Genomic DNA, 26,482 nt, shown 5'->3' on the forward strand with positions numbered 1-26,482 from the left:
GAATCGTCTGGTTATTGTGGGTGCGGCGTCATGCGCCGCGGTGGGGCGTGCATCCGTGGTGCATTCGAAGCGCATTACGCGCCGAGCGCGATCAGGCCTTCCGGTGCAATCGTAATGCCGACCGCCGTGCCGTGCGCGAGCGCGATGCGGCCCGGCACGTCGATCACGAGCGCGTCGGGCGCCGCGTGCTCGATCGTGAGCCGCGTGCGCTCGCCGAGAAATGCGCACGCGCCGACCGTGCCGCGCAGCGGCGCATGCGCGGGATCGGCGAGCTGTGCATCCTCGGGGCGGAAGAACCACTCGTCGGCGGCATGCGGCGTGACGATCGCGCCGCCCGTCGTCACGAGCGCGCCATCGCGCCATTGTCCGCCAAGCCGGTTCAGCGTGCCGATGAACTGCGCGACCGTACGATTGGCCGGCCGGTAGTAGATGTCGCGCGGCGTGCCGATCTGTTCGATGCGGCCCGCGCCCATCACGACGATCCGGTCGCCGAGTTCCATCGCTTCGGCCTGGTCGTGCGTCACGTAGACCGTCGTCACGCCGAGCTCGCGCAGCAGCGCATTCATCTCGCGACGCAGCACGTCGCGCAGTTTCGCGTCGAGTGCCGTCAGCGGTTCGTCGAGCAGCAGCACGCGCGGCCGTACCGCGAGCGCGCGCGCCAGAGCGACGCGCTGGCGCTGGCCGCCCGACAGCTGATCGATCGGCTTGTCCGCGTGCGCGTCGAGCCGCATCATCGCGAGCAGTTCGTCGACGCGTTCGCGCAGCGCGCGCGGCTCGGTCTTGCGGATCTTGAGCCCGTAGCCGACGTTGCCGCGCACCGTCAGGTTCGGAAACAGCGCGTAGTTCTGGAACACCATGCCGACCTGCCGGCGCTCGATCGGCAGTGCGGTCACGTCGTCGTTGCCGAACGCGATCGTGCCGCCGGCGTCCGGCGTGTCGAGGCCCGCGATCAGGCGCAGCGTCGTCGTCTTGCCGCAGCCCGACGGCCCGAGCAGCACGAGCGTTTCGCCCGCGCCGATCGACAGGTCGAGCGGTTCGAGCACGCGCGTGCCGCGGAACGTCTTCGCGCAGCCGGTCAGGGTGATGGGAGTGGAATCGAGTTTCATAGTTGGTTCAACGAGGGCGGCGCTTGAGTGCACGCGTGCCGGACGGATCGACACCGAGCCATTGCATCGCGACGAGGAGCGGCAGCGTCATCAGCAGGAACAGGATCGTGTATGCGCTGCCGACTTCGAGGCGCAGCGACGCATAGGTATCGGCGAGCCCGACGGGCAGCGTCTTGGTGTCGGGCGTATGCAGCATCCACGTGAGGTTGAATTCGCCGATCGACAGCGTGAGCACCGCGAGCGCGCCCGCGACGATGCCGGGGCGCAGGTTCGGCAGCACGATCGTGACGAAGCGCGTGACGAACGACGCACCGAGGCTGGCCGCGCCTTCCTCGAGCGTGCGCAGGTCGGCGCCGGCCGCGACGGCCGCGACCGCGCGCACCATGAACGGCAGCGTGAACACGACGTGGCCGACGACGATGAACCACAGGCTCATCCGGAACGCGGTGAAGCCGCCGTACACGACCAGCAGCGCGAGCGCCGACGCGAGGCCGGGCAGCGCGACCGGCAGCACGAGCGCTTCCTCGATCGCGCGCGAGATGCGGCTCTTGCTGCGCGCGAGCGCATAGCCGGCCGGCACGCCGACCGCGAGCACGATCGCGAGCGTCGCGAACGCGACGTATAGAGACAGCGCGACCGAGCCGTGATACTGCTGCCACACCTGTTCGAGCCAGCGCAGCGTGAGGCCGCTCGACAGTCCGCGGAAATAGTTGACGGTCAGGCCAGCGAGCACCGACATCACGACGGGCACGATCAGGAACGCGCACAACAGCAGCGTGACGCCCCATTGCAGCGCGGCGATCGCACGCGCGCCCGTGACGCGCGGCGCGCGGCGCGCGACGCCGTTCGCCTGCGCGGGAACGGAAGCGGGAGCGGGCGCCGGAGACGGCGCGGAAGAGCCGGAAAGCGATTGCATGCAGGAATCCTCAGGCCGCGGCGGCGGCGGTGTGGCCGGTGAAGCGGCGCGCGAGCGCGAGCACGGCCCAGGTGACGACGCCGAGCACGATCGACAGGCCGGCCGCCGTCGCGATGTTCGTGTTCAGCGTGAACTCGGTATAGATCGTCATCGGCAGCACGTTCAGGTCGGTGGCCAGCGTGAACGCGGTACCGAACGCACCCATCGCGGTCGCGAAGCAGATCGCGCCGGCCGCGATCAGGCCGGGCGCAAGCGCGGGCAGCACGATGTCGACGAAGATGCGCCACGGCGACGCGCCGAGCGAGCGCGCGGCTTCCTCGAGCGACGCGTCGAGCTTCGACGCGGCCGCGATCACGGTGACGATCACGCGCGGAATCGAGAAGTACAGGTAGCCGACGAACAGGCCCGCGACCGAATACGCGAACACCCACTTGTCGCCGGTGAGCTTCGCGGACAGCATGCCGATCAGCCCCTGGCGCCCGGCGAGCATGATCACCATGAAGCCGACGACGACGCCCGGGAACGCGAGCGGGAACGTGAGCAGCGCGAGCAGCACGCGCTTGCCGCGGAATTCGCGGCGCGCGAGCAGCAGGCCGGAGATCGTCGACAGCGCGAGCGTCGCGAGCGTGACGCCCGCGGACAGCGCGACGGTCTCGCCGAGGCTCTTCATGTAGCGTGCATTGCCGAGCAGCGCCGCATACTGCGAGAAGAACGCGCCGTCGGCGGACACCTGCACGAGCGCCGCCATCGGCAGCAGCCAGAACGCGGCGAACATCGCGAGCGCCGGCGCGACGAGCGCGACGCGCCAGCGCAGCGGGAAAGTCAGATCGAGCATCGGTTGCGTCCTGCTGCTTACTGCATCACCTGCAGGTACTGCTGGCCGAACGCCTGCTGACCGGCCGCCATCTTGCCGAAGTCGACCGGCTTCGCACGTGCGTACTCGCTCGCCGGCAGGAACTTCGCGGCGACATCGGCGCCGAGCGCCTGTGCGCGCACCGGGCGCAGGTACGCGTTGGCCCACAGCTTCTGGCCTTCGTCCGACAGCACGAAGTCGAGCACCTTCCTGCCGTTCGCGTCATGCGGCGCGCCCTTCACGAGGCTCATCACGTACGGCACTGCGATCGTGCCTTCCTTCGGAATCACGAACTCGACGTTCGCGTTGTCCTTGTATTTCGCGCGATACGCGTCGAAGTCGTAATCGAGCAGGATCGGAATCTCGCCGGACAGCACGCGCGCATACGCGGTCTGCTTCGGCACGATCGGCGCGTTCGCCTTCAGCTTGCGGAACCAGTCGAGCGCCGGCTTGAAGTTGTCGAGGCTGCCGCCGAGCGCCTGGTTCACGGCCACCGCACCCGCGTAGCCGACGAATGCGCTGGACGGATCGAGATAACCGACCATGCCCTTGTATTCGGGCTTCAGCAGGTCGGCCCACGAGCGCGGCACCGGCTTGCCGTCGAGCGCGTCCTTGTTCACGAAGAAGCCGAGCGTGCCCGAGTGGATCGCGAACCAGTAGCCTTGCGGGTCCTTCAGGTTCGCGGGGATGTCGTTCCAGTGCGCGGGCTTGTACGGCGCGATCACGCCCTTGTCCTTCGCCTGGAATGCCGACGACACGCCGAGGTAGACGACGTCGGCGACGGGGCTCTTCTGCTCGGCGATCAGCTGCGCGATCGACTGGCCCGAGTTCTTGTTGTCGAACGGCACGCGGATGCCGGTCTTCTGCTTGATCGCCGCGATCTGCGCGGCCCAGTCGGCCCATTCGGGCGGGCAGTTGTAGCAGATCGCCGTTTCGTCGGCTTGGGCGGCGGGTGCGCCGGCGAAAAGTGCGGCGCAGGCGAGCGGCGCGGCGAGTGCGCGCAGCAGCGAGGTCAGGCGAAAGGACACGGTGGGTCTCCGGGCGAGTGTGTGGCGCTGGGGTGGGGTGGTGGTCGGCGTGCGTGGTCGCACGCCGGTGCGTTCAGGCCTTGCGCAATTGCAGGTCGGTGGCCGGCGGCGCGACCGTCGCGCCGTCGCGCACCGCGTGCGGCAGGATCAGCGACGTGCGTTCGATCGTTGCGCCGCCGATGCATTCGACGAGACGCTGCCATGCGTGGCGGCCGATGTCGCGGTTCGGCGTCGCGACGCTCGCGAGCGGCGGTGCGAGCAGTTCGCCGATCGCGATCCCGTCGAAGCCGAGCACCGACAGGTCGTCCGGGATCGAGAAGCCCGCGCGGCGCAGGCCGCGCATCACGACCATCGCGAGCAGGTCGTTGCTGCAGAAGAGCGCGGTCGGGCGCGTGGCGCGCGAGGTCAGATGCGCGAGCACCGCGTCGGGCAGTTCGGGCGCGTTGAAGTCGACTTCGACCGGCGGCAGCGTGGCGACGCCGCTTTCCTCGAGCGCCTGCGCATAACCGAGATGGCGCTGGCGCGCACGATCCGATGCGGCGAGCGAACCGGCCAGCATCAGCACGCGGCGGTGGCCGCGCACGGTCAGCAGCCGCACGCCGTCATAGGCGGCGCGGCGGTTGTCGACCGACACCGACGGGCGGCGCTGCGTGTCGTTGTGCATCAGCACGTAATGCGGGCCGTCGCGGTCGAGCATGTCGAGCAGCGGGTGCGTGTCCGCGTCGGCGACGGTCAGGATCAGCCCTTCGACGCGCTGCTCGCGCAGCGTCTCGATCGCGTGACGCTCGCGCGCCGCGTCGTATTCGGTCGTCATCAGGATCAGCTTGAAGCCGGCCGCGGTCGCGAGCTCGTCGATGCCTTGCAGGCAATCGGCGAACACCGGGTTCGACAGCGTCGGCACGACGACGCCGACGAGCCGTGTGCGTTCGCCGCGCAGTTGCCGGCCGAGCGGGCTCGGGCGGAACTGCAGCGTGTCGATCGCGGTGCGGATCGTCTGCAGCGTGGCGGGGCTGACGGTATGCGGTGCGTTGATCGCACGCGAAACGGTGGCGATCGAGAAGCCCGCGAGGGCAGCAACGTCCTTAATGGTCGAGGTCATGAAGTAGCGCGATGTAAACGTTTTCGGCAGGGGGGATTATCGAAAACGTTTGTGACTTCGCGATGACTTGCGCGACGCTTGTTTCGCAACAGGCGCGATACAAACGTCAGACGGTTTGGGGCCGTCGGACAAGGCGGGCTCGATTGTATCGGCGGATGTTGCGGCGCGGGACGAAATCGCGGGCGGTGTCGTATCGGCGCCGATTACACTGGATGAAGGCGTGCGATGCGATGGTGCGTCGAGTGGCGATGGAGCGCGCACGTACGACGCGTCCCAACGCATGTTGCCCGAATAAGGGAACGCATGCGCAAGCAATGGTAGAATCGCGTCCGCCCTCTTGCCGGGGTGATGAAATTGGTAAACATAGCGGACTTAAACGATTGAGTGCCCGGCCGGAAACGGTCGGTGCAGAACCCTTCAAATTCGGCGAAACCCCTGATGCGCGCATCGAGGCAACGCCGAGCCAAGCCTCGCGGCTCCCGCGAGGAAGGTGTAGAGACTAGACGGGGGGCGCCTAAGGCGCACGGGCAGCGGTCACGCCCGCGCGCGACGGCGAAGGCATAGTCCAGCGCACGAACGGCATCGCGCTCGCGACGCCGGCTTCGAAAGAAGCAGTGTGACGAAAATCCGCCGCCTTGATTGGCTTGCCGGTTCAAGTCCGGTCCCCGGCACCACGATCGCTTCCACGCGATTCCATGAAGGCCCGAAAACCCGCGAGAGATCGAACGCTCGCGGGTTTTTTGTTTCTGCGGCGTTGCATCGGATGCGATGACCATGCAACCGACACAGGCGCGCGCGATCGCCACCTGCGACAGGCATACCATCCCGCCATCCCGCGCCTATCATGGCAAATATGCTCACCGCGATCGAGCGGGTTGGTCATCGACGGCCGGCGCGGCATTGCATAGATTTCCAAGGTTGGCGTGCTTGTCCGCGCGCCAGCCCGCGCGCAGGCCGGCAACCGGCCGCGCGCGCCTATCAGCGTGAGACACAATCGAGCGTGGAGACGACACGATGAGCCTGTCAGAGCCATTGCGTCTGCATGTGCCGGAGCCCACCGGGCGCCCGGGCTGCAAGACGGACTTTTCCTATCTGCATCTATCGCCGGCCGGCGCGGTCCGCCGCCCGCCGATCGACGTTGCCCCGGCGGACACCGCCAATCTCGCCCGCAGCCTCGTGCGCGTGCTCGACGACCACGGCAAAGCCCTCGGCCCGTGGGCGCCGGACCTCGACGATGCGCGCCTGATCGCCGGGCTGCGCGCGATGCTCAAGACCCGCATTTTCGACGCGCGCATGATGATCGCGCAGCGCCAGAAGAAAATCTCGTTCTACATGCTGAGTCTCGGCGAAGAGGCGATCGGCACCGCGCATGCGATGGCGCTGCGCGACGGCGACATGTGCTTCCCGACCTACCGGCAGCAGAGCATCCTGATCGCGCGCGACGTGCCGCTCGAGCGAATGATCTGCCAGCTGATGTCGAACGAAGGCGACCCGCTCAAAGGGCGCCAGCTCCCCGTGATGTACTCGGACCGCGACGCGGGCTTTTTCTCGATTTCCGGCAATCTCGCGACGCAGTTCATCCAGGCGGTCGGCTGGGGGATGGCGTCGGCGATCAAGGGCGACACGAAGATCGCGTCCGCATGGATCGGCGACGGCGCGACGGCCGAAGCCGACTTCCACACCGCGCTCACGTTCGCGCACGTGTACCGCGCGCCGGTCGTGCTGAACGTCGTCAACAACCAGTGGGCGATCTCGACGTTCCAGGCGATCGCGGGCGGCGAAGGCACGACGTTCGCGGGGCGCGGCGTCGGCTGCGGGATCGCGTCGCTGCGCGTCGACGGCAACGACTTCCTCGCGATCTACGCGGCGTCGAGCTGGGCGGCCGAACGCGCACGCCGCAATCTCGGCCCGACGCTGATCGAGTGGGTGACCTACCGCGCGGGCGCGCATTCGACGTCGGACGATCCGACCAAGTACCGGCCGAGCGACGACTGGTCTCATTTCCCGCTCGGCGATCCGATCGCCCGCTTCAAGCGCCACCTGATCGTCAAGGGCATCTGGTCGGACAGCGCGCACGACGCGCTGACGGCCGAGCTCGAGGCCGAGGTGATCGCCGCGCAGAAGGAAGCGGAGAAATACGGGTCGCTGGCCGACGACCGGATTCCGTCGCCGGCCTCGATGTTCGACGACGTGTACAAGGAGCTGCCCGCGCATCTGCGCCGTCAGCGCCAGGAACTGGGAGCATGACCATGGCGCACCAAGAGACAGCCACGGCGACGCAGCCGATGACGATGATCCAGGCGCTGCGCTCCGCGATGGACGTGATGCTCGGGCGCGACGGCGACGTGGTCGTGTTCGGGCAGGACGTCGGTTATTTCGGTGGCGTGTTCCGCTGCACCGAAGGACTGCAGAACAAATACGGCAAGTCGCGCGTGTTCGATGCGCCGATCTCGGAAGGCGGGATCGTCGGCGTCGCGGTGGGGATGGGCGCATACGGGCTGCGCCCGGTGTGCGAGATCCAGTTCGCCGACTATTTCTACCCGGCATCCGACCAGATCGTGTCGGAAGGCGCTCGGCTGCGCTATCGCTCGGCCGGCCAGTTCACCGCGCCGATGACGATCCGGATGCCGTGCGGCGGCGGTATCTACGGCGGCCAGACGCACAGCCAGAGCCCGGAGGCGATGTTCACGCAGGTGTGCGGGCTGCGCACGGTGATGCCGTCGAATCCGTACGACGCGAAAGGGCTGCTGATCGCGTCGATCGAGAACGACGATCCGGTGATCTTCCTCGAGCCGAAACGGCTGTACAACGGGCCGTTCGACGGCCATCACGAACGGCCCGTCACGTCGTGGCTCAAGCATCCGGCGAGCGCCGTGCCCGAGGGCTACTACACGGTGCCGCTTGATACGGCCGCCGTGGTGCGGCCCGGCAACGACGTGACGGTGCTGACGTACGGCACGACGGTGCACGTGTCGCTCGCCGCGGCCGAGGAGACGGGCATCGACGCGGAGGTGATCGACCTGCGCACGCTGTGGCCGCTCGACCTCGACACGGTCGTCGCGTCGGTGCGCAAGACCGGGCGCTGCGTCGTGGTGCACGAGGCGACGCGCACCTGCGGCTACGGCGCGGAACTGGTGTCGCTGGTCCAGGAACATTGCTTCTACCACCTCGAGGCGCCGGTCGAGCGCACGACGGGCTGGGACACGCCGTATCCGCATGCGCAGGAATGGGCGTACTTTCCGGGCCCGGCCCGGGTCGGCGAAGCGTTGCGACGCGTGATGGAGGCGTGAAATGGGGATTCATGTCATCAAGATGCCGGATATCGGCGAAGGGATCGCCGAGGTCGAGCTGGTGGCCTGGCATGTGGAAGTCGGACAGACGATCACGGAAGACCAGCCGCTCGCCGACGTGATGACCGACAAGGCGGCGGTCGAGATTCCGTCGCCGGTGTCGGGCAAGGTGCTGGAACTTGGCGGCCGGATCGGCGAGATGATGGCGGTCGGCAGCGAGTTGATACGGCTCGAAGTTGAAGGCGATGGCAACCTGAAGGCGGGTGCGCCGGCGCGCGAAGCGCAGGCGAATGCGGAAGCGGCGCCGGTTCAGACGGTAGCGGCGGCAAAGCCGGTGCCGGTGGCCGACGCGCCGGCGGCAGCGCCTGCGGCCGCTGCGGCGCCGGATCGTGCGGCGAACCGCGCCCCCGCGGAGCCGCGTCGTGCGGAACGTGCCGAGCATGCGGCGCAGCCGCGCGCGGCGCTCGCGCCGGGCGAACGGCCGCTCGCGTCGCCGGCCGTGCGTCAGCGCGCATGGGACATGGGCATCGAGCTGCGCTATGTGCGCGGCACGGGTGAAGCCGGGCGGATCCTGCACGCGGACCTCGACGCGTATGCGAAGACGAGCGGCGGTGCGGCGCGTGCGTCGCAAGCGCACGGCTACGAAGAACGCAACGACGAAACCGACGTGCCGGTGATCGGCCTGCGGCGCGCGATCGCGCGCAAGATGCAGGAAGCGAAGCGCCGCATTCCGCACTTCAGCTATGTCGAGGAAATCGACGTCACCGAGTTCGAATCGTTGCGCGCGGACCTGAACCGCCGCTACGGCGATACGCGCGGCCGGCTCACGCCGCTGCCGCTGCTGATCCGCGCGATGGTGATCGCGCTGCGCGACTTCCCGCAGATCAACGCGCGCTTCGACGACGAAGCGGGCGTCGTCACGCGCTACGGCGCGGTGCACATGGGTGTTGCGACGCAGACGGATGCGGGCCTCACGGTGCCCGTACTGCGTCATGCGGAAGCGCGCGACGTATGGTCGATCTCCGCCGAAATCGCGCGGCTCGCCGATGCGGTGCGCGCGAACCGCGCGCAGCGCGACGAGTTGAGCGGCTCGACGATCACGATCTCGAGCCTCGGCGCGCTCGGCGGCATCGTGTCGACACCGGTCATCAATCATCCCGAAGTCGGCATCGTCGGCGTGAACCGGATCGTCGAGCGACCGATGATTCGCGACGGCGCGGTCGTCGCGCGCAAGATGATGAACCTGTCGTCGTCGTTCGACCATCGCGTCGTCGACGGCGCGGACGCGGCCGAGTTCATCCAGGCCGTGCGCGGGGTGCTCGAACGCCCGGCACTGCTGTTCGTGGAGTGATGCCGATGAAAAACGAACACACCACGTTGCTCGTGATCGGCGGCGGCCCGGGCGGCTATGTCGCCGCGATCCGCGCCGGCCAGCTCGGCATTCCGACCGTGCTGGTCGAGCGCGACCGGCTCGGCGGCACGTGCCTGAACATCGGCTGCATTCCGTCGAAGGCGCTGATCCACGTGGCCGACGCATTCGAACAGGCGTGCGGCCAGGCCGGCGAAGGGGCGCTCGGGATCCGCGTGCGCACGCCCGAGATCGACATCGCGCAAAGCGTCGCGTGGAAGGACGGCATCGTCGACCGGCTGACGCGCGGCGTCGGCGCGCTGCTCAAGAAGAACGGCGTGCGCGTGCTGCACGGCGAAGCGCGCGTGGTCGATGGCAAGACTGTCGACGTCGTCGCCGGCGGCCATACGGCGCGGATCGGTTGCGAGCACCTGTTGCTCGCGACCGGTTCCGAACCGGTCGAACTGCCGTCGATGCCGTTCGGCGGGCACGTCGTGTCGTCCACCGAGGCGCTGTCGCCCACGACGTTGCCGAAGCGGCTGGTCGTCGTCGGGGCCGGGTATATCGGGCTCGAACTCGGGATCGTCTATCGCAAGCTCGGGGTCGACGTCAGCGTCGTCGAAGCGGCGGAGCGCGTGTTGCCTGCGTACGATGCCGAGCTCGCGAGGCCGGTTGCCGATTCGCTCGCGCGGCTCGGCGTCGGGTTATGCCTCGGCCACAAGGTGCTCGGGCTCGCGCAGGACGGCGCGGTGCGTGTGCAGGCGGCCGATGGCGCGGAACGGACGCTGCCGGCCGATCGCGTGCTGGTCGCGGTCGGCCGCCGGCCGCGCGTCGACGGCTTCGGGCTCGAAGCGCTGCCGCTCGATCGCAACGGCCGGGCGCTGTGGATCGACGACGAATGCCGGACGTCGATGCGCAACGTCTGGGCGATCGGCGACGTCGCCGGCGAGCCGATGCTCGCGCATCGCGCGATGGCGCAGGGTGAGGTGGTCGCCGAGCTGATTGCCGGCCGGCGCCGCAAGTTCATGCCGGCATCGATCCCGGCCGTGTGCTTCACGGATCCAGAGATCGTGACGGCCGGCTGGTCGCCGGACGACGCCCGCGCGGCCGGCGTCGATTGTCTGAGCGCGTCGTTCCCGTTCGCGGCGAACGGGCGCGCGATGACGCTGCAGGCGACCGAAGGTTTCGTTCGCGTCGTCGCGCGGCGCGACAACCACCTGATCGTCGGCTGGCAGGCCGTCGGGCGCGGCGTGTCGGAGCTGGCTGCGGCGTTCTCGCAGTCGCTGGAGATGGGCGCGCGGCTGGAAGACATCGGCGGCACGATCCATGCGCATCCGACGTTGGGCGAAGCGCTGCAGGAAGCGGCGTTGCGAGCGCTGGGGCATGCGTTGCATGTTTGACGCGTCGTTCTGAAACGGAGGCGCCGGTGCGCAATGTGCGCATCGGCGGCTTTCAGGTTGTCGTGCCGTTTGCTGCGAGCTGTGCCGGTTTCTGAGCCGAAGCAAATCCGAATCGGTCGCGCACGGCTTTGGCGACGCAAAAAAGCCCGCGAATGGGTTTTATATCGTTCGTCGCACAAATATCTGATAACCGTAATCTTTAATGGTCTGAGATGCGATGGCCCGGAGCCGGCGGCGCGACGCGGCCAGTTCGAGATAGGGCATGAGTGCAGCCTGTAATTTTTAGAGATGGGGGCCGGTTGCCGGCGCCACGTCGGCCGACCATCATGTCGATAGCCGGAAACCGGGCCGCTCCCGGCCCGCCAACGCAGGCTCCACACGGAAGAACCGGACATGAAACTGCTGCTCGTCGGCGCGACCGGACTCGTCGGGCGCCACGTCCTCGAAGTCGCGCTTGCCGATGCGCGGGTCGATCACGTGGTCGTCCTCGCGCGTAGGCCGTTGTCGCCGCATCCGAAGATGCGCGCACTGGAGGTCGACTTCGATCATCTGCCCGACACGGCCGACTGGTGGCAGGCCGATGCGGTGATCTGCACGCTCGGCACCACGATGCGGACCGCCGGCTCGCAGGCGGCATTCCGGCGCGTCGATCACGACTATCCGCTCGCGGTCGCGCGGCTCGCGCACCGGCACGGCACGCCGGCCTACGTGCTGAATTCGGCGCTCGGCGCGGATCCGGCGTCGCGCATCTTCTACAACCGCGTCAAGGGCGAGGTCGAACAGGCGCTGGCCGGCGTCGGGTTCGCGTCGCTCACTTATGTGCGGCCGGGCCTGATCGGCGGCAGCCGCGACGAATTCAGGCTCGGCGAGCGGCTGCTGGTGTTCGCGTTGAACATCGCCCGACCCGTGTTGCCGGCGAAGTGGCGCGTGAATCCCGCGTCACGGATTGCGCGCGCACTGGTCGACGCCGCGATCGATGCGCGGCCGGGTGTGCAGGTCGTCGCATCGGATCGGCTCGTCTGAAACGGAGCGCGCGCATGACGGGATGCGCCGGCCGAATCCCGGCGCATGGTCGATTCGTAAAACCGTTTCGTCATACAAAGCGATAGCGCGCTCGCGGCACGCGCGCTGACCTACGATGGAGACATTGCTTCCATCGTCATCCGAACCGTGTGCACCCACTACCGCGCCCCCGGTGAAGACCCGGGCATCAGCGAGCTGAAGATCGGCATCGGCGATCTGTACCGCCGCGACCCGTGGGCACCCGACGTGTATCCCGACTACGCGGCGCCGATCGCGCGCGCCGACGGCGACGGCCTCGCGGTCGTGGCGGCCGTGTTCGGCTTCTGGCCGAAATTCATGCAGCCCGAGCGGCTCGACGAGAACGGCCGGAAAAGAAAGAAGCTCGATACGATGAACGCTCGCGCGGAAACGGTCGGTTCGTCGCGGCTCTACGGTAGTGCGTGGCGCAACGGCCAGCGCTGCCTGATTCCGGCGCGGTGGATCTGCGAGCCATGTTACGAAACCGGCCGCAACGTGTGGCAGCGGATCGGCGTCGACGGCTGGCAGCCGTACTGTGTCGCCGGCATCTGGCGGCGCTACGAAAGCGCCGACGGCCGCGAATGCATCGGCATGGCGATGCTCACGGTGAATGCCGACGATCATCCGGTGTTCGCGCGGATGCATCGGCCCGGCGACGAGAAGCGGGGCGTCGTGATCCTGCGGCGCGACGACTACGACGAATGGCTGCATGCGCGCGGCAGCGAAGCCGCGCGGCGCATGCTGAACCTGCTCCCCGCCGGCGACATGGCGGCCGCGCCCGATCAGGCACCGCCCGCGAGCGCCTGACCTTTCATTTTTCCGACGTCCGACTTGCAATCAAATCCGCCGGACGCGTCGCGATCATTCGGACAATTTCCAAAATTTGCCGATTCCGGGTAATCACCGATATCTCGCAAGTTGTATATACAAGATCATCCGCTGGCAATGTCGGCACACGTCGTGCCGCTTGCGCGCCAGCGTGCAAACCGTGCGTGCGTGGCGCATGCCGGCGATCCACGGCGCCCCGCACCCGAAGAGCCGAAAGGGCGGCTCGCAGATTCCTGTCTTTTTAAAACCATTTGCGATCCTGAGTATTTTGGAGATTTCCCCCGTGTCAACGAATTCCAGTGGAAAAGCCGGCGGCCTGATCGAGGTTCGCTCGATCGACTTCATTCCCGATGCCGAACGCCACGGCGGACTGCTGAGCCAGTTCACGCTGTGGCTGTCGGCGAACATGCAGATCACCGCCATCGTCACGGGCGCGCTCGCCGTCGTGCTCGGCGGCGACGTGTTCTGGTCGCTGGTCGCGCTGCTGCTGGGCCAGCTCGTCGGCGGCGCGGTGATGGCGCTGCACGGCGCGCAAGGGCCGCAGCTCGGGTTGCCGCAGATGATCTCGAGCCGCGTGCAGTTCGGTGTGTACGGCGCGATGATCCCGATCGTGCTCGTGTGCCTGATGTATATCGGCTTTTCCGCCAGCGGCTCGGTGCTGGCCGGGCAGGCCGTCGCGCAGCTGCTGCACGTCGACGACGCGGCCGGCATCCTGCTGTTCGCGGCCGTGATCGTCGTGCTGACCGTGTTCGGCTATCGCGCGATCCACTTCGTCGGCCGGATCGCGAGCGTGGTCGGCATCGTCGCGTTCGTCTACATGTTCTCGCAGCTGTTCGCGAACCACGACGTCGGCGCGCTGCTCGCGAACCGGCATTTCTCGCTCGCGAGCTTCCTGCTGTCGATGTCGCTGTCGGCGTCGTGGCAGATCGCGTTCGGCCCGTACGTCGCCGACTATTCGCGCTACCTGCCGCGCTCGACGTCGTCGGTCGCGACGTTTCTCGCGGTCGGCCTGGGCTCGGTGATCGGCGCGCAGGCGGCGATGGTGTTCGGTGTGTTCGCGGCCGCGCTGGCCGGCAGCCAGTTCGCGCACCATGAAGTCGCGTATATCGTCGGTCTCGGCTCGACGGGCGCCGTGGCCGCGCTGCTGTACTTCAGCATCGCGTTCGGCAAGGTGACGGTGACGGCGCTCAACGCGTACGGCAGCTTCATGTCGATGGCGACGATCGTCAGCGGCTTTCGCGGCAAGGGTGCCGTGTCGTCGAAGAGCCGCCTCGTGTACATCTTCGGGATGATCTGCGTGTCGACGCTGATCGCGCTCGCGGGCCGCCATTCGTTCCTGAAGGAATTCACCGCGTTCATCCTGTTCCTGCTCGCGTTCTTCACGCCGTGGAGCGCGATCAACCTGGTCGACTACTACTGCTTCACGCGCTCGCGCTACGACGTGCCGGCGCTGTCCGATCCGGATGGCCGCTACGGCCGCTGGAACGCGATGGCGATCACGATCTACGTGGTCGGCATCCTCGTGCAGTTGCCGTTCATGTCGACGCACATCTACACGGGTCCGCTCGTCGATGCGCTCGGCGGCACCGACATCTCGTGGATCCTCGGCCTGATCGTGCCGGCCGTGCTGTATTACATCGGTGCGCGCGCGTCGCGTCGCGTTATCCCCGAACGCCTGATCCTGCCGCTCGAACGCGGCGAAGTTCACCACTGACGATACGTCTCGCGCATCGGGTCGGCCGGTTGCCGGCCTGAGCGGGACGTCGTGCCGGGCGCGGCCTGCGCCGGGCTCCCCTGCACATTCGCTTTCCCGCGATGCCGGTGCGGCGCTACCGCCGCGCCCGGCGTCGTTTCATTCTCCTTCAATAAAATAGTATGACTAAACAAATGCAATGCCGCGGGAGCGCTTCCGCGGTACGGCCGCCGCATGCGGGTCTTCGCATGACGGTCGCGGCCGCGTGCCTTTGCGGCTCGGGCGCCGCGCTCGCGCAGGACGGCGTCACGCTGTACGGCGTGATCGACGAATTCGCGCAGTACGTGAATACCGGCAACGGCTATACGGCGGCGATCAACTCGGGTGGCCAGTGGGGCAGCCGGTTAGGACTGAAGGGCGGCGAGGATATCGGCGGCGGGCAGAAAATCGAGTTCGCACTGGAAAACGGCTTCAACCCGAACGACGGCACGCTGGCGAGTTCGGGCAGCATGTTCAACCGTCAGGCGTGGGTCGGCATCGCGGGGCAGTGGGGCAAGGTGCGCGCGGGCCGGCAGAATTCGCCGCTGTTCAATGACCAGGGCGGGCAGGATGCGTTCGGCGGCGTCACGCAGGCGTCCGGCATGGACAACCTGACCGTGTTCGCGTTCCGCACCAGCAATACGCTGTCGTACCAGAGCCCGGAGATCGCCGGCTTCCAGGGTGGGCTGTATTTCGGGTTCGGCGATGCGGGCGGCGCGCGCTCGGCAGGTTCCAGCCAGCAGTTCGACCTGACCTACGAGCACGGGCCGTTCGCGGCGTTCGTCGCCGGCCAGTGGCTGAAGAACGCGACGGCGACCACGACCGATCGCACGATCATGGCCGGCGCGTCGTACGCGTTCGGCAAGGCAACCGTGTACGGCGGCTTCTCCGCCGTGAAGTGGGCCGACCTCGGGATCGATTCGCGCGTGTACGGGCTGTCGGTCAAATACCAGTTCAACCCGGCGAACTATGTCGCGCTTGGTTACGCGTATCTGCACGACCAGTCGTCGCAGGGCAACAACGCGGACCAGCTCGGGCTGATGTACGAGTACGACCTGTCGAAGCGCACGAGCTTCTATGGCGCGCTGTCGTACCTGCGCAACCGCAACCAGGCCGGCTACACGCTCGCGGGCGCGGCGAACCCCGGCCTGCCGCTCGCGTATCCGGGCGCGAACGCGCGCGGCGTGCAGCTCGGCATCGTGCATCGCTTCTGATGCCGTCGACGCGCCGGGCCGTGTGTGCCCGGCGCTTTCTCCGCGCGCGCTCGCGCCGCTATTTCCCCAGCCGCTCCGCGAGCGAATAGCGCTGCATGCAGCGCTCCATCGCGTCGAGAAACGCGTGCTCGGCCGCGTTCATCTTGCGGTCGCGATGCCACAGCAGGAACACGTCGACATCGACGAGCCCGTCGTCGGGCGGCAGCCGCCACAGCCGCTGCTGCGCGATGTCGTCGCGCACGATGTGCTCGGGCAGGCAGCCGATCCCGTAGCCCGCGAAGATCAGCCGCCGCACTTCCTCGAGGCTCGGCGACGACGCGACGATGCGCCCCGTGAAGCCCTTCTGGTCGCGGAACACGGTGAGCGGCGACAGGCTGTCGCCGATCTGGTCGCTCGTGAACGACACGAAATTCTCCGCGAGCAGATCGTCCATCCGCAGTTGCGTCTGCCCGAACAGCCGGTGATGGCGGCCGCAGTAGATCGCATAACGCTGGCGCAGGAAGCAGCGCATCTCGAGCTTGTCGTGCGGCGTGCGGCACAGGCCGAGCCCGGCCGTGGCCGTCTTCTGCAGCAGCGACGAAAGAATGTCCGACGAGCGCATCACTTCGATCTGCAGGTCGATGCGCGGATACGCGCGATGGAAGTCCGCGAGGAACTCGTCGTAGACGGGCGATTCGATGCGGCTCACGGTCAGCAGCCGGATCGAACCGGTCAGGTCGGCCGTGCTGTCGTCGATTTCCGTTTCGAGGCGCGAGATGCCGCCGTAGATGTCGCTCGCGATCCGGTATACGGCTTCGCCGGCCGGCGTCGGCGCGAAGTGCGCGCCGCGCCGCTCGATCAGCCGGCGCTCGAGCGCGTCCTCGAGCCGCCGCAATGCCTGGCTCACGGCCGGCTGCGTCACATGCAGGCGCGCGGCCGCGCGGCTCACGCTGCGCTCCTGGATGATCACCAGGTAGGTACGCAGCAGGTTCCAGTCGAGACGGTCGTTCAGGAACGGGGCGAGGTCGGGGCGCATCGGGTCTCCGGGCGGGTGTCGGGTCGAACATTAGTTAAATTTATACGGCGAATAATAACTTGAAATTTGACTAATGATTTGCGGTCGCCGATAAAGGAGGGGTGCCGCAGCGTGCGGCGCGAGGCCGCGACAGACGGCCGTCACCACGATATTGCGTGTCGCCCGCAACGCGGCGCGCATCAGGAGCCCGCATGACCCAGTCCCTTCCTTCCGCCCGCCAGCCGGGACGCGCCGCGACGGCCGCGTTCATCGGCACGATGATCGAGTGGTACGACTTCTACATCTACGCGACCGCCGCCGCGCTCGTGTTCGGCGAACTCTATTTCCCGTCGCACGACCCGTTCGTCAGCACGATGGCGTCGTTCGCGACGTTCGCGGTCGGCTTCTTCGCGCGGCCGCTCGGCGGCGTCATCTTCGGCCATCTCGGCGATCGTATCGGCCGCAAGAAGGCGCTGATGACGACGCTGATGATGATGGGCGTCGCGACCGTCTGCGTCGGGCTGCTGCCCGACTATTCGAAGGTCGGCGTGCTCGCGCCGGTGCTGCTCGTCGTGCTGCGCGTCGTGCAGGGGATCGCGGTCGGCGGCGAATGGGGCGGCGCGGTGCTGATGGCGGGCGAGCATGCACCGCAGGGGCGCCGCACGTTCTTCGCGTCGTTCGCGCAACTCGGCAGCCCGGCCGGGCTGATCCTGTCGCTGATCGCGTTCCGCGCGGTCACGTCGATGGACAAGGCCGACTTCCTCGCATGGGGCTGGCGCCTGCCGTTTCTCGCGAGTTCGGTGCTGCTCGTGGTCGGCCTCCTGATCCGGCTCGGCGTGAACGAGTCGCCGGAATTCGCTCGCATGAAGGAAGCGAACCGCACGGTGAAGCTGCCGGTCGCCGAAGTGTTCCGTTCCGCGTCGGGGCTCGTGCTGCTTTGCATCGGCGCGAACACGATCGGGATCGCGGGCGTCTATTTCACGAACACGTTCATGATCGCGTACACCACGCAGTACGTCGGCGTATCGCGCTCGCTGATCCTCGACAGCCTGTTCGCGGTTGCGATCATCCAGTTCGTCGCGCAGCCGATCGCCGCATGGATCGCCGAGCGGATCGGCGGCGCGCGCTTCCTGAAGCTCGCGGCGCTGCTCGCGATGCTGTCGCCGTATCCGATGTTCATGCTCGTGCAGGGCGGCACGTCCGCGTCGCTCGTCGCGGGCATCGCGCTCGCGGTCGTGTGCATGGCCGGTTTCTATTCGGTAATCGCGGGCTTCGTCAGCGACGTGTTTCCCGCGCATGTGCGCTATTCGGCGATCTCGCTTGCGTACCAGATCTGCGGCGCGATCGCGGGCGGCCTGACGCCGCTCGTCGGCACGTGGCTCGCGCATCGCTTCACGGGTCAGTGGTGGCCGCTCGCGGTGTTCTACACGTGTCTCGCGGGCATCTCGCTGCTCTGCATCGTCGCGCTCGATGCGCGCCGGGCGGCGCAGCCGGCCGCTGCCGAAGCGCTCGGTTCGCATTGAACCATTAAGAACGAATTCATCCGGAGTGCAAATGAAAGACCTGTTGGAAATCGACGGCGGACGTCTGTGGCAGAGCCTGGCCGACATGGCACGTGTCGGCGCGACGCCGCGCGGCGGCGTGCGGCGCCTCGCGCTCACCGACGACGACCGCCGCGGCCGCGACCTGTTCGCGCAATGGTGCCGCGACGCTGGGATGACGGTGAGCGTCGATGCAGCCGGCAACCTGTTTGCGCGGCGCGACGGCACCGATGCGCAGGCCGCGCCGGTGCTGATCGGCAGCCATCTCGATACGCAGCCCGAAGGCGGCCGCTTCGACGGCGTGTACGGCGTGCTCGCCGCGCTCGAACTCGTGCGCACGCTGAACGACGCAGGCGTCGCGACCGACAAGCCGCTGGAAATCGTGTCGTGGACCAACGAGGAAGGCGCGCGCTTCGCGCCGGCGATGCTCGGCTCGGCCGTGTTCACGGGTGCGTTGCCGCTCGACGAGGCGCTCGCGAAGCAGGACGCCGACGGCGTCACGCTCGGCGCGGCACTCGACGCATGCGGCTATCGCGGCACGCGCGCGACGGGCGGCGCGGTCGATGCGTATTTCGAAGCGCATATCGAGCAGGGGCCCGTGCTCGAGGCGAACGGCACGACGATCGGCGTCGTCACGGGCGGGCAGGCGATCCGCTGGCTCGACGTGGCGGTAACGGGCGTCGCCGCGCACGCGGGCACGACGCCGATGCCGTATCGCAAGGACGCGTATTTCGCGAGCGCGCAGATCGCGCTCGAACTCGAACGGATCGTCGCCGGCTACGCGCCGCGCGGGCTCGCGACGATCGGGCAGGTCGGCATCCGCAACGCGTCGCGCAACACCATTGCCGGCGACGTGACGTTCACGGTCGACCTGCGCCATCACGACGATGCCGAAGTCGATGCGATGGAGCGCGACCTGCGCGATGCGTGCGCGCGCATCGCCGCAGCGCGCGGCGTGCAGGTCGCGATCGACACTTGCTGGCGCAGCCCGGCGACGCCGTTCGATCGCGATTGCGTCGAGCTGGTCGCGCAGGCGGCCGCCGCGTTCGGCTACACGAACGAGCGGATCGTCAGCGGTGCCGGCCACGATGCGATCCTGCTCGCGCGCCGCTTCCCGACCGCGATGGTGTTCATCCCGTGCGTCGACGGCCTGTCGCACAACGAAGCCGAGGATGCGTTGCCCGACGACGTGACGCGCGGCACGAACGTGCTGCTCCATGCGGTGCTGGCGCGCGCCGGCGTCGCCGCGCGCGCCGAAGCGGCGACCACCGCGCACGATGCATGACGCGGCGAACCGACGAGGACGAACGATGAAAACCTATTTCCATCCCGAACAACTGCTGCACCATCCGCGCAGCTACCTGTCGCGCGGGCAGATGCGCGAACCGCAGGAAGTGCCCGAGCGCGCGGCGCGGCTCGTCGCGGCGGTGCGCTCGCTCGACTTCGACGTGTGCGAGCCGGCCGACCGCGGCACCGCGCCGATCGCGGCCGTGCATGACATGAACTACCTGCGCTTTCTCGAGGACGCGCACCGCGACTGGAAGCAGATGCCCGACGACTGGGGCGACGAAGTGATGTCGAACGTGTTCGTGCGCGATCCGAACCCGCTGCGCGGCATACTCGCGAAAGCCGCGCGCTACCTCGCCGACGGCAGCTGCCCGGTCGGCGCGAACACGTGGCGCGCCGCGTACTGGTCCGCGCAGGGTGCGCTCGCGGCCGCGGCCGACGTCAACGACGGCGCGCGCGAGGCCTACGCGCTGTGCCGGCCGCCCGGCCATCATGCGCGTCGCGACGCGGCCGGCGGCTTCTGCTACCTGAACAATGCGGCGATTGCCGCACAATCGCTGCTCGGCCGCCATCGGCGCGTCGCGATCCTCGACACCGACATGCATCACGGGCAGGGCGTGCAGGAGATCTTCTACGGTCGCGACGACGTGTTGTACGTATCGATTCATGGCGATCCGACCAACTTCTATCCGGTCGTCGCCGGCTACGAGGAAGAGACGGGCGCGGGGGCGGGCGACGGCTTCAACCTCAACCTGCCGATGCCGCACGGCGCGCCGGAGTCAGCGTTCTTCGAGCGGCTCGATGACGCGCTGCGCGCGCTCGCGCGGTTCGGGCCCGACGCGCTCGTGCTCGCGCTCGGCTTCGACATCTACAAGGACGATCCGCAATCGCAGGTCGCCGTCACGACCGACGGTTTCGGGCGGCTCGGCGGCGCGATCGGTGCGCTCGGGTTGCCGACGGTGATCGTGCAGGAGGGCGGTTATCACCTCGACAGCCTCGACGCGAACGCGCGTGCGTTCTTCGGCGGGTTTGCCGGCGCGCGCTGACGCAGCAGCGCCGGATCGCGTGCGCCGCCGGCGCGGGACGGGTCGCGATTACGAATTCGCGGTGGCCGGTGCGCGGCGGCGCTGCGTCATCTGCAGCACGACGAGCGCGAGTCCGGCCGCGGCGATCAGCCCGCCGACGAGCGGCACGGCCGAGTAGCCGAAGCCGGCCGAGATCGCCGCGCCGCCGGCTGCCGCGCCGACCGCGTTGCCGAGGTTGAACGCGCCGATGTTGACGGCCGACGCGAGGCCCGGCGCTTCGTGCGCCGCACGCATCACGCGCATCTGCAGCGGCGGCACGACCGCGAACGTCGCGATACCCCATACGAGCAGCGTGACGGCGGCGCCGGCATGCGTGCTCGCGAGCAGCGGGAACGTGGCCATCGTCGCGATCAGCAGCAGCAGGAAACCGACCAGCGTACCGTCGAGCGATCGATCGGCCAGGCGGCCGCCCGCGATGTTGCCGATCGAGAAGCCGACGCCGATCAGCACGAGCATCGCGGTCACGAAGCCGGGCGTCGCGCCGGTCAGGTGTTCGAGCGTCGGCGCGACATACGTGTAGAGCGTGAACATCGCACCGGCGCCGAGCACCGTCGTCCCGAGCGCGCCGAGCACGACAGGGCGCGTCAGCACCGACAGCTCGGCGCGCAGGTCGGGCCTCCTGCCGGCTTCGCCCTTCGGCAACGCGGCGAACAGGCCGGCGATCGCGATCAGGCCGAGGCCCGCGGTCGCCGCGAACGACATGCGCCAGCCGATGATCTGGCCGAGCCAGGTCGCGGCCGGCACGCCGCCGACGTTCGCGATCGTGAGGCCCATGAACATCGTCGCGACCGCGCTGGCCTGCTTGTCGCGCGGCACGAGGCTGGCCGCGACCACCGAGCCGAGCCCGAAGAACGCGCCGTGGTTGAGGCTCGTCACGAGGCGGGCGAGCAGCAGCGTCGTGTAGCCCGGCGCGACGGCCGACAGCAGGTTGCCGATCGTGAAGATCGACATCAGCGCGATCAGTGCCGAGCGGCGCGACCAGCGCGCGAGCAGCAGCGTCATCAGCGGTGCGCCGACCATCACGCCGATCGCATACGCGCTGATCAGCATGCCGGCCTGCGGGATCGACACGTGCACGCCGTCGGCGATCACGGGCAGCAGGCCCATCGGCGAGAACTCGGTCGTGCCGATGCCGAACGCGCCGGCGGCGAGCGCCAGCAGCGGCAGCGCGGCGCTGCCGCCGGGGCGGGAAGGAGAGGAAGTCGTGGCGTTCACGCGATGGGCTCCTGTAATCGAGGGACAACAGCACGGGGGCCGTCGAGGATAGCGCGAAGTGTGCCTGCATTACTTTTGCGGAAAAAGCTGCGTGCGGACGAAATTATCTTGATTCGATGTCAACAATTGGGAGCGCACGAGGCCCGCGGGCGGCGCGCCGGCAGGGCGGGCGAACGAAGATGCGTGTTGCGAAAGGCTTTTCGTCATGCGAAGGGCGTGGCCCCCGGCCGGGGGATCGCGATCCGGTGGTGGCTTGCGGCGGATCGACGCTCGTCGCGCGCGGCGATCCGGGAGCCGGCCGGCGACTGCGCAGCGGCGTGTGACCGGAGGATCGAACGGGGCCTTCATGCGCGGGCGACAACCCGGCGCGGACATCGCGTCGCGGCCGAAAACCCTTTGCCGGCGCGGTGCATGGGCAAAAAAGCCCCGGCCACAGGGGGACCGTGACCGGGGCGGAAACGCATCCTCTCATTGGCACGAGGACTGGATGCGCGCGAAGTATATTTCGGCACATGACAATTCGAAATGTCGTTAAACGGCCGTTTTTGGTGTCAATTTAAAAATGCGGGCGCCGGGACGTCCGTCGTCACCGTTTTAAAGGATCGTTCGCGGGCGCGATGACGCTGCCTGGCGCGTTGCAACGGCTAAAAGGACGATTTGACGGAGGGCGGAATCCGTTCGCCGGCCGGCGGCGCGAATCGCGTCGCTCGATCGCTTGCCGCGCGCGCCCGGTATCCGACGCGCGGCGCCCGGTCAATCCGGTTCGCCGGCCGCCTCGCGCACGGCCGCGAGGAACCGTGCGACGACGGGCGACGGTACCGCTGCCGCGCCGTCGAACACGAACTCGATGTCGAAGCGGCTCGCGAGTTCGTCGAGCGCGACGAGCCGGACCGTGCGCGGGCAGGTCGGCGATGCGCTTTCCGGCACGAACGCACAGCCCATCCCGGCCGCGACGAGGCCGATCAGCGTCGGGATGTCGCTGCCGACCTGCGCGATGCGCGGTGTGAAGCCGGCCTGCCGGCACTGTGCCATCAGGAACCGGTGGTGCGCGGCGGAGCGCTGCGCGTCGAACCAGACGAACGGCTCGTTCGCGACGTCGGCCAGCGTGCGCGGTGCGTTGAAGCGGCGGCCGGGCGGCGCGGGCATCGCGAGCACGAAGCGGTCGCTCAGCAGCCGCGCGCCCGACAGGTGCGGCGCCTCGTCACGACGCCACGCCATGATCCCGCCGTCGAGCTGGCCGCGTACCAGCGCGCTCGCCTGTTCGGCCGACAGCATCGGCGCGATCGACAGCTTCACGTCCGGGCACGCGTCGCGAAACGCCTTGAGCACGTTCGCGACGACGGGCAGCGGCAGGCAGTTCGGCAGCGCGCCGAGCCGCAGTTCGCCGAGTTGGCCGGCCGCGCTGCGCAGCGCGCGTTCGCGGCTGTCCTGCAGCGTTGCGAGCAGGCCGGTCGCATCCCGCAGGAAGCTCGTGCCGGCCGCGGTGAGCGTGACGCCGGTGGTGCGGCGGATCAGCAGCGGCGTGCCGATCGCGTCCTCGAGTTCGCGGATCTGCCGCGACAGCGCGGGCTGGACGATGCCGGCCGCGCGGGCGCCGGCCATCACGCTGCCGGCTTGCGCGACAGCCACGAAGTAACGCAGGTGACGCAGTTCGATCTGGCGCATGCGGAGGCCGTTCCGGTTCGTTGATATGCCTGCAAAGCATAGCAAATGCCATTCGATGGTATTGGAAGGCATGGCGAGCGTGCCGTACGATGACCGTCGTTGCCGCACTCGTTCGCGAGTCGCGTGCGTTCCCCCGTTCCGATCGTGTCCCGCCCCATGCCGCTTCATATCCCGACCCCTTATATCCGCTCGCAAATCGCATCCCGCCGGCTCGGCAGGACCATCCGGCTGAAGCTCGATGCGCTGCAGCCGTCGGGCTCGTTCAAGCTGCGCGGCATCGGCGCCGTCTGCGAAGCGCGGCATGCGGCCGGCGCGAGGCGGTTCGTGTCGTCGTCGGGCGGCAACGCGGGCATCGCGGTCGCGTACTGCGGCCGCGAGCTCGACGTGCCGGTGCTGGTCGTCGTGCCGGAAAGCGCGTCGGCCCGCGCGCGCGAGCTGATCCGCGTCGAGGGCGCGGAGCTGGTCGTGCACGGTGCGAGCTGGGCCGAGGCGAACGCGTTCGCGCAATCGGCCCTCGGCGAGCACGACGCATTCGTGCATCCGTTCGACGACAGCGTGCTGTGGCAGGGCCACGCGACGATGATCGACGAGATGGCGGCCGTCGGCCCGAAGCCCGATGCGGTCGTGCTCGCGGTCGGCGGCGGCGGGCTGCTGTGCGGCGTGCTCGAAGGGCTGGCGCGCAACGGCTGGCACGACGTGCCGGTCGTCGCGGCCGAAACGGAAGGCGCCGACTGCTATGCGCGCTCGGTCGCGCAGGGGCGCCCGGTCGAATTGCCGGCGATCGCGAGCATCGCGACGTCGCTCGGCGCGAAGCGGCCGTGCGATGCGGCGGTCGAATGGGCGACGCGGCACGAGATCCATCCCGTCGTCGTGTCCGATGCGGAAGCGGTGGCCGCGTCGCTGCGGTTCCTGGACGAACACCGGATCGTCGTCGAGCCTGCGTGCGGCGCCGCGCTGGCCGCGCTCGAGCGGCCGGTGCCGGTGCTCGCGTCGGCGTCGGACATCGCCGTGATCGTCTGCGGCGGCGTGACGGCGACCGTCGAGCATCTGCAGACGCTGCGCGCAACGTTGCGGTAAGCGGGGAAGCCGGCACGCAGGTTGGTCGGGTGACGGAAGGACGGTCGTCGATTTCGGTGACCGTCGGGCGTCTGCAGACGCTGCGCGCGATGTTGCGGTAAGCGGGGAAGCCGGCACGCGGGTTGGTCGGGTGACGGAAGGGTGGTCGTCAATTTCGGCGACGACGGGCATCGGCTATGCCGCGCTTGCCGCGACGCGTCGACGTCACGTTCCTGTTATCGCAATGGCGAAAACGCAGCCGACAGGCAGCCGGACGCGCGGAAATTCCTGCGGGGATGAAGGGGATGCGTATCGTCGCGCTGCGCCGGATGCGGCCGGGCGCGACGATACGGACGGCCAGTTGGACGGCCGGTCGGACAGCCGGTCAGTTCGCGGCCGGTGCGCTCGCGCCGGACGGCGCGGATGACGCGACGGGGTCCGCTGCGGCGGGGGCGGGCGTTTTGTCCGCCGGCGTATGCGACGCGCTCGACGGCGCGGATGTCGATGTCGATGCGGATGTTGCGGCCCGAGGCGTCGGCACGGTCGATGCCGGCTTGGCGGCGGCCGGTGCCAAGCCGGCGGGCGTCGATGCTGCGCTGGCAGGCGGCGACGCCGTGCCGGAAGCGGGTGCAGGCGCGGCAGCCGGTACGGGAGCCGAAGCCGGTGCGGGAGCCGAAACCGGTGCGGGAGCCGAAACCGGTGCGGGAGCCGAAACCGGTGCGGGAGCCGAAGCCGACGCATGCGCCGAACCGGAAGCTGACGCAGGTGCGGAAGCCGACGCCGTCACCGAACCAGACGCCGCCACCGGCGCGGCCGCGCGCATCGCAGCCGGCGCGACAACGGCCGACGCCGCGGCCGGCACGGCGTTCGCGCCCGACCCGGGCGCGACACCCGGCACCGAAAGCGGCACCGGCGCCGCGGGCGGCGTCGGCACGACCGGCGTCGTCATCTTCAGCGGTTCGCCCTGCGGCGTCGGCGCGGGTTCGGGCAGCGGCGTGACGGCTTCCTTCTCGGCGGCCTTCACGGTGGCGCGGTCGCGGCGGGCCGGGTCGATCTTCAGGAAATGGTCGACGAGATTGAAGAAGCGCTCGTAGAACACGCCGGCCGGAATCGTCTCGCTCGCGGTCTTGACGAGCGCATCGTCGCTCGACCCGATCGGCAGCGACAGCGAGCCGAACACGCTGAGGCCGACGCTGGCCGACGTATTCGACTTCTTCAGCGTGTAGCGGTCCTGCACCGCGTTCACGTATGCAATGCTCGACGAGCCGTCCGCGGTCGCGTCCGCACACACCACGTGAAACTCGATCACGACGTGCATGTCGTTGTTCGGCTGGAAATTCTTGCTGCCGTCGACCGCATCGTTGCGCGACGACGACACCACATAACCCTGGCTCAACAGCGCGCGCCGCGCGGCCTCGCAGGCCGCGTCGGATTTCGAGTGGAACGTATGCGCATACGGGCTGGTCGTCGCGTCGAACTGTTCCTGCTGGTAGATCGGCTTGGGCGGCGACGAGCACGCCGCCAGCACGGCTGCGGCCGCGAGCGCGCACGAAACGGAAAACAGGCGAAATCGGTTGTGCATGGCGTCTTTCAGAAGGCTCGGCGAGATGCCGCGAGGGGTTTGCGCGCGACGCGCGGCAACCGGATGGCGGCCGTCGCGCAGGGGCGGGGCCGGCAATGGGCGCGTGGCAATCTCGGATGGCCGGGGCGTCATTATAGTTTCGTTTGATGTCACGTTCGCTTCGGCGGCTGTTCCCGCCCATGACGGTGACGGCTAGCCGTTA

The 26,482-nt window shown here is 68.5% G+C and carries 21 protein-coding genes; 12 read left to right on the top strand and 9 right to left on the bottom strand.

Annotated elements, in window-relative coordinates; genetic code table 11:
* Window positions 1-74 precede the first annotated feature (74 nt).
* The 5 genes from ACM6JT_RS00635 to ACM6JT_RS00655 form a co-directional block, all read right to left on the bottom strand.
* A complete protein-coding gene (locus ACM6JT_RS00635) occupies window positions 75-1,106 on the bottom strand; it encodes an ABC transporter ATP-binding protein (RefSeq protein ID WP_152855269.1) in 1,032 nt (343 codons plus the stop codon).
* Window positions 1,107-1,113: 7 nt separating this feature from the next.
* Window positions 1,114-2,022 carry an ABC transporter permease gene (locus tag ACM6JT_RS00640; protein ID WP_034183189.1) on the bottom strand — a complete coding sequence of 303 codons (909 nt, stop codon included), beginning with the start codon at window positions 2,020-2,022 and terminating at the stop codon, window positions 1,114-1,116.
* 10 nt (window positions 2,023-2,032) lie between these two features.
* The gene (locus ACM6JT_RS00645) at window positions 2,033-2,857 is read right to left on the bottom strand and encodes an ABC transporter permease (protein WP_131946831.1); all 825 of its coding nucleotides are present in this window, start codon (window positions 2,855-2,857) and stop codon (window positions 2,033-2,035) included.
* Between the two features lie 17 nt (window positions 2,858-2,874).
* Complete coding sequence (locus tag ACM6JT_RS00650) at window positions 2,875-3,903, bottom strand: ABC transporter substrate-binding protein (protein ID WP_414855785.1); 1,029 nt, start codon at window positions 3,901-3,903, stop codon at window positions 2,875-2,877.
* A gap of 73 nt (window positions 3,904-3,976) precedes the next feature.
* Window positions 3,977-5,002, bottom strand: a complete 1,026-nt coding sequence (locus ACM6JT_RS00655) for a substrate-binding domain-containing protein (RefSeq protein WP_414855786.1) — start codon at window positions 5,000-5,002, stop codon at window positions 3,977-3,979.
* A gap of 1,014 nt (window positions 5,003-6,016) precedes the next feature.
* Here ACM6JT_RS00655 and ACM6JT_RS00660 point away from each other — a divergent pair.
* The 8 genes from ACM6JT_RS00660 (at window position 6,017) to ACM6JT_RS00695 (ending at window position 15,855) form a co-directional block, all read left to right on the top strand.
* Window positions 6,017-7,249: a 3-methyl-2-oxobutanoate dehydrogenase (2-methylpropanoyl-transferring) subunit alpha gene (locus tag ACM6JT_RS00660; protein ID WP_414855787.1), complete on the top strand. Its 1,233-nt coding sequence runs from the start codon at window positions 6,017-6,019 to the stop codon at window positions 7,247-7,249.
* Window positions 7,250-7,251: 2 nt separating this feature from the next.
* Entirely contained in the window at window positions 7,252-8,292 is a 1,041-nt protein-coding gene (locus ACM6JT_RS00665; protein WP_034183233.1) for an alpha-ketoacid dehydrogenase subunit beta, read from the top strand.
* A gap of 1 nt (window position 8,293) precedes the next feature.
* Complete coding sequence (locus ACM6JT_RS00670) at window positions 8,294-9,643, top strand: dihydrolipoamide acetyltransferase family protein (RefSeq protein WP_414855788.1); 1,350 nt, start codon at window positions 8,294-8,296, stop codon at window positions 9,641-9,643.
* A 5-nt stretch (window positions 9,644-9,648) separates the two neighbouring features.
* Window positions 9,649-11,040 (top strand): dihydrolipoyl dehydrogenase, encoded by a 1,392-nt coding sequence (lpdA, locus tag ACM6JT_RS00675; RefSeq protein ID WP_407971313.1) that lies wholly within the window; start codon window positions 9,649-9,651, stop codon window positions 11,038-11,040.
* A 393-nt stretch (window positions 11,041-11,433) separates the two neighbouring features.
* Complete coding sequence (locus tag ACM6JT_RS00680; protein ID WP_034183235.1) at window positions 11,434-12,063, top strand: NAD(P)H-binding protein; 630 nt, start codon at window positions 11,434-11,436, stop codon at window positions 12,061-12,063.
* Between the two features lie 147 nt (window positions 12,064-12,210).
* A complete protein-coding gene (locus ACM6JT_RS00685; RefSeq protein ID WP_407971314.1) occupies window positions 12,211-12,888 on the top strand; it encodes an SOS response-associated peptidase family protein in 678 nt (225 codons plus the stop codon).
* 304 nt (window positions 12,889-13,192) lie between these two features.
* Window positions 13,193-14,623 (top strand): purine-cytosine permease family protein, encoded by a 1,431-nt coding sequence (locus ACM6JT_RS00690; protein WP_414855789.1) that lies wholly within the window; start codon window positions 13,193-13,195, stop codon window positions 14,621-14,623.
* A gap of 173 nt (window positions 14,624-14,796) precedes the next feature.
* A complete protein-coding gene (locus tag ACM6JT_RS00695; RefSeq protein WP_414855817.1) occupies window positions 14,797-15,855 on the top strand; it encodes a porin in 1,059 nt (352 codons plus the stop codon).
* 58 nt (window positions 15,856-15,913) lie between these two features.
* Here the strand turns inward: ACM6JT_RS00695 and ACM6JT_RS00700 are convergent, their stop codons facing one another.
* On the bottom strand, window positions 15,914-16,870 hold the full coding sequence (locus ACM6JT_RS00700; protein WP_034183237.1) for a LysR family transcriptional regulator: 957 nt from the start codon (window positions 16,868-16,870) through the stop codon (window positions 15,914-15,916).
* Between the two features lie 191 nt (window positions 16,871-17,061).
* Here ACM6JT_RS00700 and ACM6JT_RS00705 point away from each other — a divergent pair, with 191 nt between their 5' ends.
* Genes ACM6JT_RS00705 through ACM6JT_RS00715 form a run of 3 tightly spaced genes read left to right on the top strand, consistent with a single transcriptional unit; the run spans window position 17,062 to window position 20,723 of the window.
* Window positions 17,062-18,372, top strand: a complete 1,311-nt coding sequence (locus ACM6JT_RS00705) for an MFS transporter (RefSeq protein ID WP_034183238.1) — start codon at window positions 17,062-17,064, stop codon at window positions 18,370-18,372.
* A 31-nt stretch (window positions 18,373-18,403) separates the two neighbouring features.
* The gene (locus tag ACM6JT_RS00710) at window positions 18,404-19,675 is read left to right on the top strand and encodes a Zn-dependent hydrolase (RefSeq protein WP_414855790.1); all 1,272 of its coding nucleotides are present in this window, start codon (window positions 18,404-18,406) and stop codon (window positions 19,673-19,675) included.
* Window positions 19,676-19,700: 25 nt separating this feature from the next.
* On the top strand, window positions 19,701-20,723 hold the full coding sequence (locus tag ACM6JT_RS00715; RefSeq protein WP_217587994.1) for a histone deacetylase family protein: 1,023 nt from the start codon (window positions 19,701-19,703) through the stop codon (window positions 20,721-20,723).
* A gap of 48 nt (window positions 20,724-20,771) precedes the next feature.
* Here ACM6JT_RS00715 and ACM6JT_RS00720 read toward each other — a convergent pair whose 3' ends face one another.
* Window positions 20,772-21,977 (bottom strand): MFS transporter, encoded by a 1,206-nt coding sequence (locus ACM6JT_RS00720; RefSeq protein ID WP_414855791.1) that lies wholly within the window; start codon window positions 21,975-21,977, stop codon window positions 20,772-20,774.
* Between the two features lie 753 nt (window positions 21,978-22,730).
* The gene (locus tag ACM6JT_RS00725) at window positions 22,731-23,642 is read right to left on the bottom strand and encodes a LysR family transcriptional regulator (RefSeq protein ID WP_414855792.1); all 912 of its coding nucleotides are present in this window, start codon (window positions 23,640-23,642) and stop codon (window positions 22,731-22,733) included.
* Between the two features lie 156 nt (window positions 23,643-23,798).
* On the opposite strand from ACM6JT_RS00725, the gene ACM6JT_RS00730 reads away from it, so the two are divergent.
* The gene (locus ACM6JT_RS00730) at window positions 23,799-24,719 is read left to right on the top strand and encodes a pyridoxal-phosphate dependent enzyme (RefSeq protein WP_414855793.1); all 921 of its coding nucleotides are present in this window, start codon (window positions 23,799-23,801) and stop codon (window positions 24,717-24,719) included.
* 364 nt (window positions 24,720-25,083) lie between these two features.
* Here ACM6JT_RS00730 and ACM6JT_RS00735 read toward each other — a convergent pair whose 3' ends face one another.
* The gene (locus ACM6JT_RS00735) at window positions 25,084-26,280 is read right to left on the bottom strand and encodes a DUF2242 domain-containing protein (protein ID WP_414855818.1); all 1,197 of its coding nucleotides are present in this window, start codon (window positions 26,278-26,280) and stop codon (window positions 25,084-25,086) included.
* Window positions 26,281-26,482: the final 202 nt, after the last annotated feature.

The organism is Burkholderia sp. IT-111MI5 (assembly GCF_949752865.1).
Classification (GTDB): Bacteria; Pseudomonadota; Gammaproteobacteria; order Burkholderiales; family Burkholderiaceae; genus Burkholderia; species Burkholderia pyrrocinia_C.